This window comes from Ramlibacter pinisoli, from assembly GCF_009758015.1.
Taxonomy (GTDB): Bacteria; Pseudomonadota; Gammaproteobacteria; order Burkholderiales; family Burkholderiaceae_C; genus Ramlibacter; species Ramlibacter pinisoli.
This window is the reverse complement of sequence record NZ_WSEL01000009.1, coordinates 150,536-169,740: the sequence shown is the minus strand read 5'-3', so window position 1 is coordinate 169,740 and position 19,205 is coordinate 150,536. Positions and strand designations below refer to the sequence as shown.

Here is a 19,205-nt window from a genome sequence, read left to right as displayed (position 1 = left end):
GACGATCCATTATGCATGATGAGGTCTAACGAAGGGTGCGCAGGGCCAGTTGGGCCAGCAAGTCGAGCACTTCCGGCTGCTCCCCGACTGCCTCAGTGACCTCCAGCGCCAAACCGGGGTGCCGCGAGCGGATCTGGTTCAGCAGGACCGGCAGGTCTTCCCGCGCATGCCTGCCTGCGCCCAGGAACATGGGCACGACGCGCACGCTGCGCACGCCCCGGGCGACCAGTTCGTCGAGAGCTGCCGGCAGGGACGGCTCCTGCAGTTCGAGAAAGGCGCAGGCGACCTGGACTTCGGGCTGGCGCGCCACGATGCGCCGCGCGACGGCATCCATTGGCTGCCGCCAGGCGGGATCGCGCGATCCATGCCCGAACAGGACGACGGCGTGCGTCATCGTCGCAGCACGAGCCAGCTGAAGGCCGCCAGCGACAGCACCGTGTAGATCAGGCCCGGCGCGGCGGCCGTGAGCCACGGCGACCAGTTGCGCAGGTTGCCGGCGTAACCGAACACGTTGTTCAGCAGGAAGAAGCTGATGCCGATGAGGACGCCGCCGAAGACGTAGGTCGTGATGCCGCCTGACCGGAAGTGCAGGTAGGCGAAGGGCAGGGCCAGCACAACCATCACCAGGCAACTCAGCGGGTAGAACACCTTGCGCCAGAACTCGATCTCGTAGCGCTGCGAGGTCTGCCCGTTGGCCTCCAGGTGCTGGATGTACTGGAACAGGTCGAGCGTGCTCATTCTGTCGGGCTTGAGCAGGGCGACCGACACCATTTCAGGGGAGATGTCCGTCCGCCACTCGAGCCTGGGAAACATCGAGCGCTCGACACGGGCCCGGGCGCCGCTGGTGTCGAACCGCGTGCGCTCTGCATCCTTGAGCACCCAGGCCCCTTCCGCGAATGCGGCGGTGGGTGCCTGCAGCATGGTGACGAGGTAGCCGCGCTCGTCGGCCTCGAAGATGCGAACGCCCTGCATGGCGCCATCGGCTGAGAGGGCGCCGACGTTGACGTTGTAAGTCGATTGCGCCTGCCTCTCCTTCAGCCAGGCGCCGGTCTGGCCGATGCTGATGCGTCCCTGGTAGCGGGCCCGCAGCAGCTGGCCGGCCCGGTCGGCGGCGGGGGCGAGGTAGTCGCCGGTGGCAAACGTGATCAGGGTGAAGGCGGCGCCCAGCGCCATCAGGGTGCGTAGCGCCCGCCCCGGCCCCAGGCCGCTCGTGCGCAGGATCGTGTATTCCGAGCTCTGCGCAAGGCGCGACATGACGAAGATCGTGCCGATCAGCACCGCGATGGGCATCAGCTCGTACAGGTGGCTGGGCACCATCAGCGTGATGTACAGCAGTGCCTGCGTCAGCCGGTACGGCGTGACGCCCTTGCCGACGTTCGGCAGTTCGTCGACGAAATCGAAGAAGAAAAACAGGGCCAGAAAGCCGGCGGCCACGAAGAGCACCGACGCCAGCACTTCGCGGTAGATCAGCCGCCGGATGGTCCTCATGCCGTGGCTCCCGGTGCCCGGCGGCCCAGCCGCAGGCGTGGCAGGGACCAGTTGTTGTGCTGCTTGCCCAGCCAGGTGGCGGCCACCAGCATCGTCCCGCCGTGGAGCGCCACCATGAAGACCGCGAAACTCGTGCGCCCCCCGCTGATCCAGCTCTGCCCGAGGTTCAGGAGGTTGTAGTAGACGATGAACGCGAACAGCGCGAACACGAGGTTGCCGCTGCGGCCCGCCCGCGGATTGACGCTGGAGACCGTGATCGCGATGACGACGAAATTGAACGCGGCCAGGGCCAGGCCGAGCCGCCAGGCCAGCTCACCGAGGTTCAGGCGCGTCGGGTCGGCCATGAGCGCGTAGGTCGACAAGGTCTTGGCCGGGGCATCGTCTTGCGGCCCCAGGTCGCCGGAACCCACCCGGTTGCCCAGCTCGTCGAATACGCTCACCTTGAGCTGGCGGCCGTCCAGCGTGTTCTCCAGCCGCTGCCCGTTCGACAGCAGCAGGAACTGGGCGTCGCCTTCGGTGACCACGCGGCCCGTGCGGGCCGTGGTGATGCTCTGCTTGCCGTGCTCGACGGCCGAGATGAAGATGTTCTTGCCGGACTTGTTGTCCGGCGTGTCCTTGTCCAGGAAGAACACCCGGGTGCCGCTGGCCGATTCCTGGAACTGGCCGGGCGCCACCCGCTCGAGGTCGCCCCGGCTGCCGTAGCGGTCCTTCAATTCCTGCGTCTGCTGGTTGGCCCAGGGCCAGATCACGAGCGCCAGCACCGCCACCCCGGCGAGGACCGGCCAGGCGAATCCGAACAGCGGACGCACCAGCGACGACAGGCCGCGACCGGCCGAGAACCAGATGACCATCTCGCTGTCGGTGTACATGCGCGACAGCGTGCCGACGATGGCGACGAACAGGCACAGCGTCAGGATGGGAGGCAGGTAGCCCAGGACCGTGTAGCCCATGACCATCATCACTTCCTGCGGGTTGACGCTGCCCCGGTTCGCCTGTCCGAGCGTTCGGATCAGGGTCATGGTCATGACGATGGTGACGAGCACCACGAGGGTCGCGCCGAAGCTGCGGGCCAGCTCTTTGCGCAGGGAGGAATGGAATAACATCGGCGCCGATCGCGACACTCTCGGGAAGACAAAGGGATTATGGACTTCGAACTCAAGACCCTGGACCTGGCCGAGGCGGCCCGCCAGAAATGCGATGCCTTGGTGGTGCTGGTGGCCGAAGGGTTCAAGCCCGGCTCCGATCCCGTGTCGCGGCTGGCCGGCACCGCCCTGAAGGCCGGCGATCTCGAGACCAAGCCGGGCAAGCTGCTGCAGGCCTACCGGGCCGAGGGCGTCACGGCCCCGCGACTGATCCTGGCGGGCGCCGGCGATGGCTCTGCGCGCCGCGTGCAATCGGCGGTCCAGGCTGCCGTCTCCGCCTTGCGCGCCAAGGGCATCAAGCGAATCGTCGTCTGCCTGGCGCCAGCCGCGGACGAGTTCGCGGTGCGGGCCGCGGTGCTGGCTGCCGCCGATGCCAGCTACGTCTACGTCGCCACCAAGTCCAAGGCGGAAGGCCGTGCGCTCGAGCGCGTCACGCTGGCCGTCGCCGATGCCACGACCGTGCGGGTCGCCTTTGATTCCGCCCGCGCCACGGCCGCCGGCGTCGAGGCCGCGCGTGAACTGGGCAACCTGCCGCCCAACGTGGCCACCCCGACGCGCCTGGGCGAGGAGGCGCGCAAGCTGGCCAAGGCCCATGGCTTCCAGTGCGAGGTGCTGGGTCCGAAGGAAGTGGCCCGCCTCGGCATGGGATCCTTCATGGCGGTCGCGCAGGGCTCCAGCCAGCCGCTGCGCTTCATCGTGCTGAAGTACGTCGGCGCACCGGCGTCGCAGGCGCCCGTCGTCCTGGTCGGCAAGGGCATCACCTTCGACAGCGGCGGCATCTCCATCAAGCCGGCGCCCGAGATGGACGAGATGAAGTTCGACATGTGCGGTGCGGCCAGCGTGCTCGGCGTGTTCCGCGCCCTGGGCGAGCTGCGCCCGGCGATCAATGTCGTTGGGCTGGTGCCCACCTGCGAGAACCTCCCGGACGGCGGCTCGTTCAAGCCGGGCGACGTGGTCACCAGCATGAGCGGCCAGACCATCGAGGTCCTGAACACCGACGCCGAGGGACGCCTCGTCCTGTGCGATGCGCTGACCTATGCCGAACGGTTCAAGCCGGCCGCCGTGGTCGACGTCGCCACCCTGACCGGCGCCTGCGTCATCGCGCTCGGCGCGATCCGCAGCGGGCTGTTCGCCAGCGACGACGGGCTGGCCCGCGCGCTGCAGGAAGCCGGCGACGCGGCGCTGGACCTGTGCTGGCGCATGCCCCTGGACGACGAGTACGGCGAGGGCCTGAAGACCAATTTCGCCGACGTCGCCAACGTTGCCGGCCGCCAGGGGGGGGCCATCACCGCCGCCAAGTTCCTGCAGCGGTTCGCCGCCAAGTACCCGTGGGCCCACCTGGACATCGCGGGCACGGCGTGGAAGGGCGGGCCATCGAAGGGGGCTACCGGCCGGCCGGTGCCGCTGCTGGTCCAGTACCTGCTGTCGCAAGCCGGTCCGGCGACTGGCAAGGCACGTGCGGCCCGTCGCAAGGCCGCCGCGTGAGCGCATGACCGAGGTCGCGTTCCACTTCAACGCCCCCGACAAGGTCGGCTATGCGTGCCGCCTGCTGCGCAAGGCCTGGAGTACGGGGGCGCGGGTGGTGGTCACCGGCGCGTCCGACCTGCTGAAAGACCTCGACGTGGCGCTCTGGACGTTCGCGCCGCTGGAATTCGTGCCGCACTGCCTCGGCGCGACCCAGGGCGAACGGGTGCAGGCACGCACCCCGATCGTGCTGTCCGAGGCGCCGCGGGCGGCGCCCCACCAGCAGGTCCTGGTGAACCTCGGGGGGGCCGTTCCCGACGGCTTCGAACGGTTCGAGCGCCTGATCGAGGTGGTCACGCACGACCAGCAGGACCGCGCCCTGGCGCGCCAGCGCTGGAAGCACTATGCCGACCGCGGCTACGCGATCGTGCGGCACGACCTGGCCGAGGCCCGCTGATGCCCGACCGCATCCCGCCCCGGTACGTGCCGACGCTGACGGAAGTGGTCGGGGGGCCGCGACCGGCCACGACGGACGAGCAGTTGGCGCAGGAGCAGCTGGTGCACCGCGTCATGCAGCGGATCGACCTCACGCTGGACCGCCGCTTGCGCGAAGCCATCGCCAGCGTGGTGCTCGAACACAGCCGTCAGTTGGGTCCCGCGCTGCGCGAAGAGATCGAGGCCGCCGTCTCGGCGGCGGTGTCCGAAGCGCTGGCCGAAGAACTGCGTCCCGGTCGCTCCGGTCCGTCCCAGCCCCGGTGAGTTGGCGCCTGGGTGCGGATGCGTTGGCGTCGCATACCCCTATGGCCCGGGTCCGGAAATTGCGATAAGGTTTCTGCCCGTTGAGTCTAATCAGAACATCTCAACCATTCCCAACTCTGGAGGTTCTATGCAAATGAAGTTGAAGCTGGCAGCCGTCGCCGCCCTTGCAGCCTGTGGTGTCGCATCCGCACAAGACGTCCAGGTCGTCAAGATCGGGCATGTCGCCCCCGTGTCCGGCGCGCAGGCGCACTATGGCAAGGACAACGAGAACGGCGTGCGCATGGCTATCGAGGACCTCAATGCGCAGAACCTCACCATCGGCGGCAAGAAGGTTCGCTTCGAGATCCAGGCCGAAGACGACGCCGCCGATCCGAAGCAGGGCACCGCGGCCGCGCAGAAGCTGTGCGACGCCAAGGTCGCCGGCGTGGTGGGCCACCTGAACTCCGGCACCACCATCCCCGCCTCCAAGGTCTACAACGACTGCGGCATCCCGCACGTCACCGGCGCGGCCACCAATCCCAACCTCACCAAGCCGGGCTACAAGACCACCTTCCGCATCATCGCCAACGACAACGCGCTGGGCGCGGGTCTGGCCCTGTACGCCGCGGACTCGCTCAAGCTCAAGCGCATCGCCATCATCGACGACCGCACGGCCTACGGCCAGGGTGTTGCCGAGGTCTTCAAGCGCACGGCCAGCGGCAAGGGCGTCCAGATCGTCGACGAGCAGTTCACGACCGACAAGGCCACCGACTTCATGGCCATCCTGACGGCCATCAAGGCCAAGAACCCCGACGGCATCTTCTACGGCGGCATGGACCCGCAGGCCGGTCCCATGCTGCGCCAGATGGAGCAACTGGGCCTGACCAACGTCAAGTACTTCGGGGGCGACGGCATCTGCACGTCCGAGATTGCCAAGCTGGCGGGCGGCGCCAAGACGCTGACCAACGTGGTCTGCGCCGAGGGCGGCGCTTCGCTCGCGAAGATGCCCAGCGGCGAAGCCTGGAAGAAGAAGTACGATGCGAAGTACCCGAACCAGTTCCAGGTGTACAGCCCCTACACCTATGACGCCACGTTCGTCCTGGTCGACGCCATGAAGCGCGCCAACTCGGTCGACCCGAAGGTCTACACCGCCAAACTGCCCGAGACCAACTTCAAGGGTGTCACGGCCAGCATCGCGTTCGAACCCAATGGCGAACTGAAGAATCCCGCCATGACGCTTTATGTTTACAAGGACGGCAAGAAGTCGCCCCTGAACTGAGTTCCCGGGAGCTCATCGGAAAGCCGCCGCAAGGCGGCTTTTTTGTGCGTGATCGGCCGCTTCCTGCTTCGTTTCGGCACGAATCTCACCTGTAGTATCGAGTGCTCTTTTCCTGTAGGCAGATTCCTACAACCCGCTCGGGCATTGGGTTTCCAGCCCATGCTTGGCGTGCCTGAGTTGCCTCATCCGTCCTGATTCAGTACGCTGCCCTACCGCCCGTCCGGGTCACGGGTGCTCACGTCTGGGGACACAACAATGGAAGTACTGGCGAAGCTCCCGATCACGGAGCAACAGGGCGGCGAGCTCAAGCTCTTGCTGAACGCCTTGGGCGCCTTTCGGCGCGGCGAAGGCGGCGTCACCTTGCCGACCGAGTGGGAAGGCATCCACGGCAAGCTGGCCGCGGAATTCAACGAACTGAGTGCGCAGACCGCGCGGACGACGCACAAGCTCAAGTCAGTGGAGACCGTCTCGCGCCTGGGTGGCAAGGCCAGCCGGCGCATCCACGACGAGAAGCTCACCGGGTTCTGGCAGGACAACGTGGCCACCATGAACCTGCTGGTCGACGAGTTGGAGATCGCCGGCGAGAACACGCGCGCGTTGCTCAAGGCCCTGACCGACCTCAAGCGGGGCAATGCCAAGGCGCAGCTGCCGGCCGACTGGACGGGCGTCTTCGGGAAGGTGGCGGATTCATTCAACGACGTGGTGAACGAAAACGTCCGCATCTCGCAGGAACTGGCCCGCCTGTCACGGGTCGTGGGCAAGGAGGGCAAGCTGAAGGAGCGGGCCCAGGTTCCCAATGCGACCGGCCTCTGGCGTGATTCGGCCGAGTCGATCAACTCCCTCATCGCCGATCTGGTGCACCCGACATCCGAGGTGGCGCGGGTGATCGGTGCGGTCGCCCAGGGTGACCTGTCCAAGTCGATGGCGCTCGAGGCCGATGGCCGGCCACTGGAAGGCGAATTCCTGCGCACCGCCATGATCATCAACAAGATGGTGCAGCAACTCGGCACGTTCGCGGCCGAAGTGACACGGGTGGCGCGCGAAGTGGGCACCGAAGGCAAGCTGGGCGGCCAGGCCGACGTGCAAGGCGTGGCCGGCACCTGGAAGGACCTCACCGATTCGGTGAACTTCATGGCGTCCAACCTCACGGCCCAGGTGCGCAATATCGCCGACGTGACCAAGGCCGTGGCGGCCGGGGACCTGTCCAAGAAGATCACGGTGGACGTGAAGGGCGAAATCCTGGAGCTGAAGAACACCATCAACACCATGGTGGACCAGCTGTCCTCGTTCGCCTCCGAAGTGACGCGGGTGGCGCGCGAGGTGGGCACCGAAGGCAAGCTGGGCGGCCAGGCCGACGTGCAGGGCGTGGCCGGCACGTGGAAGGACCTGACCGAGTCCGTGAACTCCATGGGCTCGAACCTCACGGCGCAGGTTCGCAACATCGCCGACGTGACGACGGCTGTTGCGGCCGGTGACCTGTCCAAGAAGATCACGGTGGACGTGAAGGGCGAAATCCTGGAGCTGAAGAACACCATCAACACCATGGTGGACCAGCTGCGCTCGTTTGCGTCTGAAGTGACGCGGGTGGCGCGTGAGGTGGGAACGGAAGGCAAGCTGGGCGGCCAGGCCGACGTGCAGGGCGTGGCCGGCACCTGGAAGGACCTGACCGATTCCGTGAACTCGATGGCCGGCAACTTGACGGCCCAGGTGCGCAACATCGCCGAAGTGACGACGGCGGTGGCGGCGGGCGACCTGTCCAAGAAGATCACGGTGGACGTCAAGGGCGAGATCCTGGAGCTGAAGAACACCATCAACACCATGGTGGATCAGCTGCGTTCGTTCGCCTCCGAAGTGACGCGGGTGGCGCGCGAAGTGGGCACCGAAGGCAAGCTGGGCGGCCAGGCCGACGTGCAGGGCGTGGCGGGTACCTGGAAGGACCTGACCGACAACGTGAACTTCATGGCCGGCAACCTGACGGCCCAGGTGCGCAACATCGCCGACGTGACCAAGGCGGTGGCGGCCGGCGACCTGTCCAAGAAGATCACGGTGGACGTGAAGGGCGAGATCCTGGAGCTGAAGAACACCATCAACACCATGGTGGATCAGCTGTCCTCGTTCGCGTCCGAAGTGACGCGGGTGGCGCGCGAGGTGGGCACCGAAGGCAAGCTGGGCGGGCAGGCCGACGTGCAGGGCGTGGCCGGCACCTGGAAGGACCTGACCGACTCGGTGAACTTCATGGCGTCCAACCTCACGGCGCAGGTGCGCAACATCGCCGACGTGACGACGGCCGTGGCGGCCGGCGACCTGTCCAAGAAGATCACGGTGGACGTGAAAGGCGAGATCCTGGAGCTGAAGAACACCATCAACACCATGGTGGACCAGTTGCGCTCGTTCGCGTCGGAAGTGACGCGGGTGGCGCGCGAGGTGGGGACGGAAGGCAAGCTGGGCGGACAGGCCGACGTGCAGGGCGTGGCCGGCACCTGGAAGGACCTGACCGATTCCGTGAACTCGATGGCCGGCAACTTGACGGCCCAGGTGCGCAACATCGCCGACGTGACCAAGGCGGTGGCGGCGGGTGACCTGTCCAAGAAGATCACGGTGGACGTGAAGGGCGAGATCCTGGAGCTGAAAAACACCATCAACACCATGGTGGACCAGCTGTCCTCGTTCGCCTCCGAGGTGACCCGGGTGGCGCGCGAGGTGGGGACGGAAGGCAAGCTGGGCGGCCAGGCCGATGTGCGCGGCGTGGCGGGTACCTGGAAGGACCTGACCGACAACGTGAACTTCATGGCCGGCAACCTGACGGCCCAGGTGCGCAACATCGCCGACGTGACCAAGGCCGTGGCGGCGGGTGACCTGTCCAAGAAGATCACGGTGGACGTGAAGGGCGAGATCCTGGAGCTGAAGAACACCATCAACACCATGGTGGACCAGCTGCGCTCGTTCGCCTCCGAAGTGACGCGGGTGGCGCGCGAGGTGGGTACCGAGGGCAAGCTGGGCGGCCAGGCCGATGTGCAGGGCGTGGCCGGCACCTGGAAGGACTTGACCGATTCCGTGAATTCGATGGCCGGCAACCTGACGGCCCAGGTGCGTAACATCGCCGACGTGACGAAGGCGGTGGCGGCCGGCGACCTGTCCAAGAAGATCACGGTGGACGTCAAGGGCGAGATCCTGGAGCTGAAGAACACCATCAACACCATGGTGGACCAGCTGTCCTCGTTCGCCTCCGAAGTGACGCGGGTGGCGCGCGAAGTGGGCACGGAAGGGCGCCTGGGCGGCCAGGCCGACGTGCAGGGCGTGGCCGGTACCTGGAAGGACCTGACCGAGTCGGTGAACTCGATGGCCTCCAACCTCACGGTGCAGCTGCGCGACGTGTCCAAGGTGGCCACGGCCATCGCCATGGGCGACCTGACGCAGAAGATCACGGTCGACGTGCGCGGCGAGATCCTGCAGATCAAGGACGTGATCAACACCATGGTGGACCAGCTGCGGTCGTTCGCGGCCGAGGTGACCCGGGTGGCGCGCGAGGTGGGGACCGAAGGCAAGCTCGGTGGCCAGGCCGACGTGCAGGGCGTGGCGGGTACCTGGAAGGACCTGACCGACAACGTGAACTTCATGGCCGGCAACCTGACGGCCCAGGTGCGCAACATCGCCGACGTGACCAAGGCGGTGGCGGCGGGCGACCTGTCCAAGAAGATCACGGTGGACGTGAAGGGCGAAATCCTGGAGCTGAAGAACACCATCAACACCATGGTGGACCAGCTGTCCTCGTTCGCCTCCGAAGTGACGCGGGTGGCGCGGGAAGTGGGCACCGAAGGGCGCCTGGGCGGCCAGGCCCAGGTGAAGGGCGTGTCGGGAACCTGGAAGGACCTGACCGACAACGTGAACTTCATGGCCGGCAACCTGACCTCGCAGGTGCGAGGCATCGCCAAGGTGGTGACCGCCGTGGCCAACGGCGACCTGCAGCAGAAGCTGACGGTGGAGGCCAAGGGCGAGATCGCCGCGCTGGCCGAGACCATCAACTCGATGACCGACACGCTGGCCACGTTCGCCGACCAGGTGACCACGGTGGCGCGCGAGGTGGGCGTGGAGGGCAAGCTGGGCGGCCAGGCCAAGGTGCCGGGCGCCTCGGGCACCTGGAAGGGCCTGACCGAGAACGTGAACCAGCTGGCCGCCAACCTCACCACGCAGGTGCGCGCCATCGCCGAGGTGGCGACGGCCGTGACGCAGGGTGACCTGACGCGGTCGATCACGGTGGAGGCGCAGGGCGAGGTGGCCGCGCTGAAGGACACCATCAACGAGATGATCCGCAACCTGAAGGACACCACGCAGCTGAACACCGAGCAGGACTGGCTGAAGACCAACCTGGCGAAGTTCTCGCGGATGCTGCAGGGGCAGAAAGACCTGGTCGCCGTGGGCCACCTGATCCTGTCGGAGCTGGCTCCGGTGGTGGGTGCCCAGCAGGCCGAGTTCTACGTGCTGCGCTACACGCAGGAGATGCCCAAGCTGCACCTGATGGCCAGCTACGCGTCGGACGGCCATGGCGCCTACGGCAAGGAGGTCGACCTGGGCGAAGGCCTGGTGGGCCAGTGCGCCTTCGACAAGAAGAAGATCCTGCTCACGTCCAGCATCCCCGACTCGCTGCGCATCTCGTCCGGGCTGACCGACCTGTCGCCGATCAACGTGCTGGTGCTGCCCATCATCTTCGAAGGGCAGGTGCGCGGCGTGGTCGAACTCGCCTCGCTCGAGCGCTTCAATCCCACCCACCAGCAGTTCCTCGACCAGCTGACCGAATCGATCGGCATCGTGATCAACACGATCGAGGCCAACATGCGCACCGAGGACCTGCTGACGCAGTCGCAGTCGCTCGCGCAGGAATTGCAGAGCCGGCAGCAGGAACTGCAGCAGACCAACGAGGAACTGCAGGAGAAGGCCCGCCTGCTGGTGCACCAGAACCACGAGGTGGAGCGCAAGAACCAGGAAGTGGAGCAGGCCCGCCAAGCGCTGGAGGAAAAGGCCAAGCAGCTGGCCCTGACGTCCAAGTACAAGTCCGAGTTCCTGGCCAACATGTCGCACGAGTTGCGCACGCCGCTGAACTCGCTGCTCATCCTGTCCGACCAGCTGTCCAAGAACCCGGACGGCAACCTCACGACCAAGCAGGTGGAATTCGCCAAGACGATCCACTCGTCCGGCAACGACCTGTTGATGCTGATCAACGACATCCTGGACCTGTCCAAGATCGAGTCGGGCACGGTGGCCGTGGACGTCAGCGAGCTGCGGCTGTCGGATCTGCAGCTCTACGTGGAGCGCACCTTCCGCCACGTGGCGGAGGCCAAGAACGTCGAGTTCCTCATCCACACCGGCGTGCAGCTACCGCTGGCGATGGTCACGGACATCAAGCGCCTGCAGCAGATCCTGAAGAACCTGCTGTCCAACGCGTTCAAGTTCACCCACCAGGGCAACGTGACGCTGACCATCGAGGAAGTGGTCACGGGCTGGAGTTCCGATCACGAGGAGCTCAACCGGGCCAGCCAGGTGGTGGCGTTCGCCGTGTCGGACACCGGCATCGGCATCTCGGGCGACAAGCAGCAGATCATCTTCGAGGCGTTCCAGCAGGCCGACGGGTCGACCAGCCGCAAGTACGGCGGCACCGGCCTGGGCCTGGCCATCAGCCGCGAGCTGTCCAAGCTGCTGGGCGGCGAGATCCGGCTGGCCAGCGCGCCGGGGCAGGGCAGCACGTTCACGCTGTACCTGCCGGTGCACTATCCCTCGACGCGCGCCACCCGGCGCACCAGTTCGTTCTCCGAGGGCCGCACGATCGACCCGGTGGCGCACGCGCGCCGGCTCGCACCGCCCAAGCCGGCGCCGCTGCCCGAGCCCGTGCCCGATGAAGCCGCGGACGCGGCCGCGGCGAGTCGCAACGAGGCGGACGACGACCGCGCCACCATCCAGGAAGGCGACCAGGTGCTGCTGATCGTCGAGAACGACCTGGCCTTCGCCCGCTTCCTGCTGGATGCGGCACGTGCCAAGGGGTTCAAGGGGCTGGTCACGTCGATGGGGGCCGGCGCGCTGACGTTCGCCAACCAGTTCCAGATCGCGGCCATCACGCTCGACATGTACCTGCCCGACATGGACGGCTGGCGCGTGCTCGACCGGCTCAAGCAGGACTTCATCGCCCGCCACATACCGGTGTGCGTCATCTCCACCGACGATTCCAAGGAACGCGCATTCAAAAGCGGGGCCCTGGCGTTCGTCGAGAAGCCGATCCAGTCCAAGGAAATCCTGGACGGCATGCTCGACATGCTGCGGTCCTATGCCTCGCGCAAGCAGCGCAACGTGCTGGTGGCGATGAAGGACACCGGCGCCCGTAACGAATTCCTGGGCCTGCTGGAAGGCGATGACATCCATCCGGTGGTGGTCAAGGGCGCCGACAAGTTCTTCGACGCCCTGGACGAGAGCCAGTTCGACTGCGTGGTGCTGGACGACGCCTTCGGCAAGCTCGACACCGCCCAGGTGCGACACGCCCTGGAAGCGCAGGCCGCGCTGGGCCCATTGCCGTTGCTGCTGTACCGCACCGGCATGGACGAGGGCGGACGCTTCGCCTGGCATTCGGACGACCGGGTGACCGTGCGCGAGTTGCACACGGTGGAGATGCTCTACGATGCCGCGCTGCTGGCGTTGCACCAGAGCGTGGCCCGGCTGCCGGAGGCGCGGCGCCACCTGCTGGAGGACACCGTGTCGGCGGCCAAGCCGCTGGCCGGCAAGCGGGTGCTGATCGTCGACGACGACATGCGCAACATCTTCGCGCTGGCCACCGTCCTCGAGGAGCACTCGATGGACATCGTCTGGGCCGACAATGGCCGCGAGGCGATCAGCCGCGTGGCCAATGACCCCCAGATCGAGGTCGTGCTGATGGACATCATGATGCCGGAGATGGACGGCATGGCCACGATGAAGGAGATCCGCAAGCTCCCGCAAGGCAAGAACCTGCCCATGATCGCGGTCACGGCCAAGGCGATGAAGGGCGACCGGGAGAAGTGCATCGAGGCGGGCGCATGGGATTACCTGTCCAAGCCTGTCAACACGCATGACCTCCTGACCGTTCTGAGGGCATGGCTGCACCAGTGACAGCAAGACTCAATCAGGACGCCGAAGCTGCCCTGCAGGAAAGGGAGAAGGCCAACATCCTGGTGGTTGACGACCTCCAGGAGAAGCACGTCGTCTTCCGCACCATCCTGGACGAGCTGGGCGAGAACATCGTCAGTGCCCGCTCGGGCAAGGAAGCCCTGCGCTACATCCTGGAGAAGGAGTTCGCCGTCATCCTGCTGGACGTCAATATGCCCGACATCGACGGGCTGGAGACGGCCAGCCTGATCCGCCACTACAAGAAGTCGGCCCAGACCCCCATCGTCTTCATCACGGCCTACGTCGACGAGTTGCAGGCAAAGCGCGGCTACGCACTCGGCGCGGTCGACTACATCCCCTCGCCGGTCGTGCCGGAAGTGCTGCGGTCCAAGGTTCGCGTGTTCGTCGAGCTGTACCGGATGAACCGGCAGCTGCAAGTGAGGGCGGCCGAGCGGGAGGCCCTGGCCCGCTCGGAAGCGGCACGTACCGCTGCCGAGGAAGCGATTCACCGGGCCGACTACCTCTCGGAAGTCAGCCAGCAGCTGTCGCGGTCGCTCGATCTCGAGCACACCTCCCGCGCCCTGTTGGACCTGGCCGTTCCCATGCTCGGCGAGCGGGCGGTGCTGGTCATCACCGACGGAGAGGGTGGCATCCTGCGGTCCCAGGCCAGCAGCGGCGAGGGGCTGGACGGCCTGGCCCCATCCTTGCAGGAAACCGTCGCCCAGGTCTTGCAGGACCGGCAGTTCCAGCTGTCGCAGGACGGGGGCTTGGCCGCGGCCGTGTTCCCGCTGGCCTCCGGCGAGCGGGTGCGTGGCGCCCTGGTGCTGCTGGGCCGGCGCGAGAAGTTTGATGGTGCCCGGGTCGCACTGGCCCGGGAAGTGGCCAGCCGCGCTTCCATTGCCATGGAGAACGCCCGGCTCTACAGCGCCGTGCAGGAGGCCGACCGGCGCAAGAACGAGTTCCTCGCCATGCTGGCGCATGAGCTGCGCAATCCACTGGCGCCCATCCGCAACGCGGTGCACATCATGCAAGGTGCCGACGTGGCGGCGCCCACCATGCACTGGGCGCGCGACGTCATCAGCCGGCAGGCCGATCACATGGCCCGGCTCATCGACGACCTGCTGGACGTCTCGCGCATCGTGCAGGGCAAGGTGGTGGTCAAGCCCGAGACCATGAGCCTGGTCTCGCTGATCGAGCGCTCGGTGGAAGCCACCATGCCCAAGCTGGAGGCCCGCACCCAGGAGCTGGCCCTCGAGTTGCCGGAGGAGGCTGTGGTCCTGGACGGCGATTCTGTCCGGCTGGCACAGGTGCTGTCGAACCTCATCAACAACGCCTCCAAGTTCTCTCCGATCGACAGCCGCATCCTGCTGCGTGCCGCCTGGGAGGACGGAACCGTGCGCATCACCATCAAGGACGAGGGAAGCGGCATCGACCCGGCCTTCATGCCGCACATCTTCGACCTCTTCGCACAGGCCGACCAATCGCTCGATCGCTCGCAGGGCGGCCTGGGGATCGGCCTGACACTGGTCAAGCACCTGGTCGAGCTGCACGGCGGCTCGGTGGAGGCCCGCAGCGAAGGGCCGGGGCAGGGCACCGAAGTCGCCGTCACCCTGCCGGGCCGGCTGGCAGGGCCGGACGTTGCGCCATCCCACGTGGCGCCCTCGCTCCCGCCGGCGCAGCCGCCCGCGCCGTCGCGCATCCTGGTGGTCGACGACCTGATGGCATCGGCCGAGACCCTGATGACCCTGCTCGAGATGGAGGGCTTCGAGGTCAAGGTGGCCAACGAGGGCGTCGCGGCGCTGCGCATCGCCGAGGACTTCCGTCCCGACGTCGTGCTGCTGGACATCGGCCTGCCGGGCATGAACGGGTTCGAGGTGGCGCACAAGTTGCGCAACCAGCCGGCCTCGCGCGATGCACTGCTCATCGCCCTGACCGGCTACGGCGAAGCCGAAAGCCGCACCCGGTCGGCCGAGGCAGGGTTCGACTTCCACATGGTCAAGCCGGCCGACGTCAACCTGCTGCTGTCCATGATCGCCAATCCCGAGGAAGCCCGGCGCGCCCGGGCGGCGTGAGCAGCCGCGCTGCTACAATCGCGGGCTCGCAGGAGAGGTGGATGAGCGGTTTAAGTCGCACGCCTGGAAAGCGTGTGAGGGTTAATAGCCCTCCGCGGGTTCGAATCCCGCCCTCTCCGCCAGGCACACCATGACAAGGCCCCCGCAAGGGGGCTTTTTCATTGGCAAGTGCCAAGTGCCCTCCCGCATCGTCCCGCTTGATAGTGGCTCTGTGGATGCCGTCCATGCTCGCCAGGAAGGCCGGCCGCGCTTTGAGCAAGGTCAAGGGAGCCGGTCCGAACCCGGATTGAGCCAGCGCAAAGTGCGGTGCCGCCGGCGCGTCTAACGTCGAATGCACCAACGGCCGGCCTCGGAGCGCTGCATGAATCCCCTGAAGACCAACCTGGGCACCCTCGATCGTGGCATTCGCATCGTGACCGGGATTGTGCTGCTGATCCTGTTTGCCGCTGGCGTGATCGGTGCATGGGGCCTCATCGGAATCGCGCTGGTGCTGAGCGGGCTGCTGCGCTACTGCCCCGTCTACGATCTGTTGGGCTTCCATTCCGGCCACACTCCGCCGCAGAGGCTGCCGTGACCGCCAGGGCGCCGGCCGCGCCGTGGCACGCGCAGTCGGCCTTTCGATGTGGTCGCGTGGGTCGCGACGGACGCCGCGTCCGGTCTGGCTGGCGGGGAGGCCGTCAGCCGCCTGGCCAGCGTGGTGCTATGGGTGGAGCAGGCGCGCAAGCTCACGGCCCACCGGGCCCCGCGCTGGTCGCCGGCGTGACGTCCCTGCCGTCGGCTACCGGAATGGTGAAGAAGAAGGTCGTGCCCTTGCCGGTTTCGCTCTCGACCCAGATGCGGCCGCCGTGTGCTTCGACCAATCCCCTGGCGATGGGCAGGCCCAGGCCGGCCCCTTCGGTCGGACGCGCCTGCCAGAAGCGGTCGAAGACGTGCGGCAGTTGATCGGGCGACATGCCGGGGCCGGTGTCGCGCACCCAGAAAAGCACCTCGCCCTCGTGCGGCTCGGCGCCAATGGTGACCCGGCCGCCGCTGCCGGTGAACTTGAGCGCGTTGCCCAGCAGATTCTCCAGGACCTGCGCCAGCCGGTCGCGATCGGCCCATAGCGTGGGCAGTTCCTGCGGCGCTTCGAACTGCAGGTCGATCGAGGCGGCCTGTGCGAGGTCGCGCTGGGAGCCGGCGCATTCGGACAGGAACGGTCCAGCCGCCAGGGGCGCTTGCTGCAAGGACAGCCGCCCGGCCTCCATGCGACTGACGTCCAGCAGGTCTTCGATGAGGCGCGTCATGCGGGCGGCGGCGCGCTGGATGATCCCGCCTGCCGCAGCCTCGGTGCCGGCGCGCGGCTGCGCGCGTCGCCGCAGGAGAGCCGCCTGCATCGCGATCGTGCTCAGCGGGTTGCGCAGGTCATGCGCCACGACGGCGAGGACCTCGTCCCGGAGCTTGGTGGCTTGGCGCGCCGCGTCGTACAGGCGCGCGTTCTCCAGGGCCATCGTGGTGCGCCAGGCCAGTTCTTCCGCCAGGCGGACGTCACGCGCGTCGTACGGCCGCGATCCCCGGGTTGCGATCAGCGCGATGGCACCCACTACACGATCGCCGGCGACCAGCGGCACGGCCAGCATGGACGCGATGTCCAACGACCGCAGGATGCCCCGGTGATCCGGGCTCGGGGCCAGTGCCGCGATCTCCTCCTCGCCCGGCTCCTGTAGCAGCAGCGGGCGCCGCCTGCGGACGGTTTCCGACAGCAGGTAGGGGCCCCCTCGATCGAGCCGCGCATGGAGGAGGGCCTGCGCCAGCTGCTGCTTGTCCGCATCCCGGCCGGCCACCCGTTTGCGCTGGAACTGCTCGCCATCGTCGAGGGTGTCGACGATGCAGAAATCCGCGATCCGGCGCGTGGCCAGCTGGATGACCTGGTCGAGAATCTGGTCCTGCTCGAGGCTGGACTCCAGCGCGGGCCCCAGTTCGGTGAGGAACAGCTGCTCCTGCTGGATCCGCTTGCGCTCGGTGATGTCCTCGACTTGTGTGATGAAGTGCACGGGCTGGCCATCCGCATCGCGCAGCACCGACGCACTGAGCTTGATGTGCACGACACCTCCGTCCTTGCGGATGTATCGCTTTTCGAGTGCGTAGCGCGGAATTTCGCCACGGGCCAGCTGGCCGCTGAACACCAGGTCGGCGTCCCGGTCGTCGGGATGCGTGAGGGCCTGGAAGGTCATGCCCGCCAACTCCTCGGCGGAGTAGACCAGGATCTCGCACAGCACGCGGTTGACACGCAGGAAATGTCCGTCGGTCGCCACCAGTGCCATGCCAATGGGCGCCTCGTCCAATGTGAGCCGGAATCGCTCCTCGCTTTCACGCAACGCAATCCCGGTGCTGCGGATGGCCGTGATGTCCGTGGCCAGCACGAAGAAGCCGCGCACGACGCCGTCCGCGAGGTCCGGGATGTAGTTGATCAAGCTGTGCCGCGCCGATCCGCCCTTCGGATCCGGAACCTCACGCTCGAACTCCTGCGGCTCGCCGCGCAGCACGGCCTCGATGTGCGGGCTGTTCAGCGCGTACAGCGGGCCGAGCAGCTCGCTGATGTGCTTGCCGACGAGATCTGCCGGCTCGACCCCGAACCAGCGCTTGTACGCCTGGTTGGCAAACCGGCACCTCTGGTCCGCATCCCAATACGCCAGCAGGGCCGTCAGCTTGTCGACGGGGATGCGCGGCAGCACGTTCGCCGCGGGCGGATCGGGCCTGGACGCAGGGTCGACGGGCCCCCGGGGGCGAGGCGAGAGTGACACGGATGCGGTCCTCCATCGGTTCGTCTGGTCCGCCATCGTTGGCCCGACGGGGCCCGCGCAGCTTGACGAAGCGCAATCGGTTGCCGCAGGACATTCTGCGCCGGACCCCGGGGGAGAGCGGATGAGCTGGGTCGTGCGGAGCCTGGCAACGATGCATGCCATGGCCGCAACCTGGGTCTGTGGCAACAGGCGCTCCACGTCGCCGGGGGGCAGGCTCCGCTCGCCACGACGACGTCGCCGGCTTCGGCGGCCATCACGGTGGTGTCGAGGCACTCCTGCCATTCTCAAGCCAGCGCCTCCAGGGGGGTGTCGACCGGAAGAGGTCCGGGGGTGCGGCAAGGAGCCCTTGCTCACTGGGCCTTTATTCCAAGCGCTTGCAACCTGGCCAGCCACTGGCCCGCTGTCGCCGGATCCAGTTCGCCGACGCCCCCGACCAGCGTCTCTTTCACGGGTGCGATGCCGACGAAGCCGAGGATGTTCCGTTCCAGCGACTTGACACTGTGGGCACGGAAATACCACCGGTACACCACGGCGGGCATGCCCATCGTGACGACCACGCGGGCCGAGCGGCCGGTCAGGCCCTTCCTCGAGAACGTCGTGCGCTGCCCTTCGTGCTTGAACGCGAACCCCGGCCTTGCAACCTGTTCCAGGAATCCTTTGAGGACCGCTGGCATGTCGCCCAGCCAGAGCGGAAAGAACAGGACGATGTGCTCGGCCCAGCCAATCAGCCGCTGCGCTTCGGCCAGGCCTTCCGGCAGGGCCCCCTGTTCCCACTCCCGCTGGCTGCGCAGCAGGGGAAACGCGAGGGCAGCCACATCCACCGTACGCACCTCGTGTCCGCCCGAGAGGGCTCCTTGCGCATAGGACGCCGCCAGGGCGTGGCAGAGATGGCGCGAGTCCGCATCGGGATGGCCTTGCAGCAGAAGGATACGGGTCATGGGCGGCCCCTGATCGCGCGGCGCGTGGCAGAGGCTGGGCGCTTGCCGGGATTCCGTGGCGTGTGCATGGCTGAACCTTCCTTGCTGCAACGGGTACCAGCTTGCATCCGCCGCCCGGCGGCCGGCTTGCTTGCGCGCAATCCGTCGGACGTCGGCTTGATCCATGGCATGGAAAAGGC

At 67.1% G+C, this 19,205-nt stretch carries 12 protein-coding genes and 1 tRNA gene; 8 read left to right on the top strand and 5 right to left on the bottom strand.

Going from position 1 to position 19,205, the window contains the following annotated elements:
* Window positions 1-25: 25 nt before the first annotated feature.
* Genes GON04_RS15280 through lptF form a run of 3 tightly spaced genes read right to left on the bottom strand, consistent with a single transcriptional unit; the run spans window position 26 to window position 2,591 of the window.
* On the bottom strand, window positions 26-394 hold the full coding sequence (locus GON04_RS15280) for a sirohydrochlorin chelatase (RefSeq protein ID WP_157398926.1): 369 nt from the start codon (window positions 392-394) through the stop codon (window positions 26-28).
* The gene (lptG, locus tag GON04_RS15275) at window positions 391-1,488 is read right to left on the bottom strand and encodes an LPS export ABC transporter permease LptG (protein WP_157398925.1); all 1,098 of its coding nucleotides are present in this window, start codon (window positions 1,486-1,488) and stop codon (window positions 391-393) included. Before lptG ends, GON04_RS15280 begins: the two co-directional genes overlap by 4 nt.
* Window positions 1,485-2,591 carry an LPS export ABC transporter permease LptF gene (gene lptF / locus GON04_RS15270; RefSeq protein WP_157398924.1) on the bottom strand — a complete coding sequence of 369 codons (1,107 nt, stop codon included), beginning with the start codon at window positions 2,589-2,591 and terminating at the stop codon, window positions 1,485-1,487. Before lptF ends, lptG begins: the two co-directional genes overlap by 4 nt.
* A 39-nt stretch (window positions 2,592-2,630) precedes the next feature.
* Between lptF and GON04_RS15265 the strand changes: the two genes are divergently transcribed.
* The 8 genes from GON04_RS15265 to GON04_RS15230 all read left to right on the top strand — a co-directional run bounded on the left by GON04_RS15265 (window position 2,631) and on the right by GON04_RS15230 (window position 15,882).
* The gene (locus tag GON04_RS15265; protein WP_157398923.1) at window positions 2,631-4,115 is read left to right on the top strand and encodes a leucyl aminopeptidase; all 1,485 of its coding nucleotides are present in this window, start codon (window positions 2,631-2,633) and stop codon (window positions 4,113-4,115) included.
* 4 nt (window positions 4,116-4,119) lie between these two features.
* Window positions 4,120-4,551: a DNA polymerase III subunit chi gene (locus GON04_RS15260; protein WP_157398922.1), complete on the top strand. Its 432-nt coding sequence runs from the start codon at window positions 4,120-4,122 to the stop codon at window positions 4,549-4,551.
* Window positions 4,551-4,853, top strand: coding sequence for a hypothetical protein (locus GON04_RS15255; protein ID WP_157398921.1), 303 nt, complete (start codon window positions 4,551-4,553; stop codon window positions 4,851-4,853). The genes GON04_RS15260 and GON04_RS15255 overlap by 1 nt, the downstream gene beginning before the upstream one ends.
* A 127-nt stretch (window positions 4,854-4,980) precedes the next feature.
* A complete protein-coding gene (locus GON04_RS15250; RefSeq protein WP_157398920.1) occupies window positions 4,981-6,111 on the top strand; it encodes a branched-chain amino acid ABC transporter substrate-binding protein in 1,131 nt (376 codons plus the stop codon).
* Between the two features lie 255 nt (window positions 6,112-6,366).
* Window positions 6,367-13,239: a HAMP domain-containing protein gene (locus tag GON04_RS15245; RefSeq protein WP_232533134.1), complete on the top strand. Its 6,873-nt coding sequence runs from the start codon at window positions 6,367-6,369 to the stop codon at window positions 13,237-13,239.
* 62 nt (window positions 13,240-13,301) lie between these two features.
* Window positions 13,302-15,308 carry a hybrid sensor histidine kinase/response regulator gene (locus tag GON04_RS15240; protein WP_338050977.1) on the top strand — a complete coding sequence of 669 codons (2,007 nt, stop codon included), beginning with the start codon at window positions 13,302-13,304 and terminating at the stop codon, window positions 15,306-15,308.
* Window positions 15,309-15,339: 31 nt separating this feature from the next.
* Window positions 15,340-15,430: transfer RNA gene (locus GON04_RS15235), tRNA-Ser, on the top strand.
* A gap of 239 nt (window positions 15,431-15,669) precedes the next feature.
* Window positions 15,670-15,882, top strand: a complete 213-nt coding sequence (locus GON04_RS15230; protein WP_338050976.1) for a YgaP family membrane protein — start codon at window positions 15,670-15,672, stop codon at window positions 15,880-15,882.
* Window positions 15,883-16,033: 151 nt separating this feature from the next.
* Here GON04_RS15230 and GON04_RS15225 read toward each other — a convergent pair whose 3' ends face one another.
* Both GON04_RS15225 and GON04_RS15220 read right to left on the bottom strand, forming a co-directional pair.
* Entirely contained in the window at window positions 16,034-18,019 is a 1,986-nt protein-coding gene (locus GON04_RS15225) for a PAS domain S-box protein (RefSeq protein ID WP_181653600.1), read from the bottom strand.
* Window positions 18,020-18,438: 419 nt separating this feature from the next.
* A complete protein-coding gene (locus tag GON04_RS15220; RefSeq protein ID WP_157398917.1) occupies window positions 18,439-19,026 on the bottom strand; it encodes an NAD(P)H-dependent oxidoreductase in 588 nt (195 codons plus the stop codon).
* Window positions 19,027-19,205: the final 179 nt, after the last annotated feature.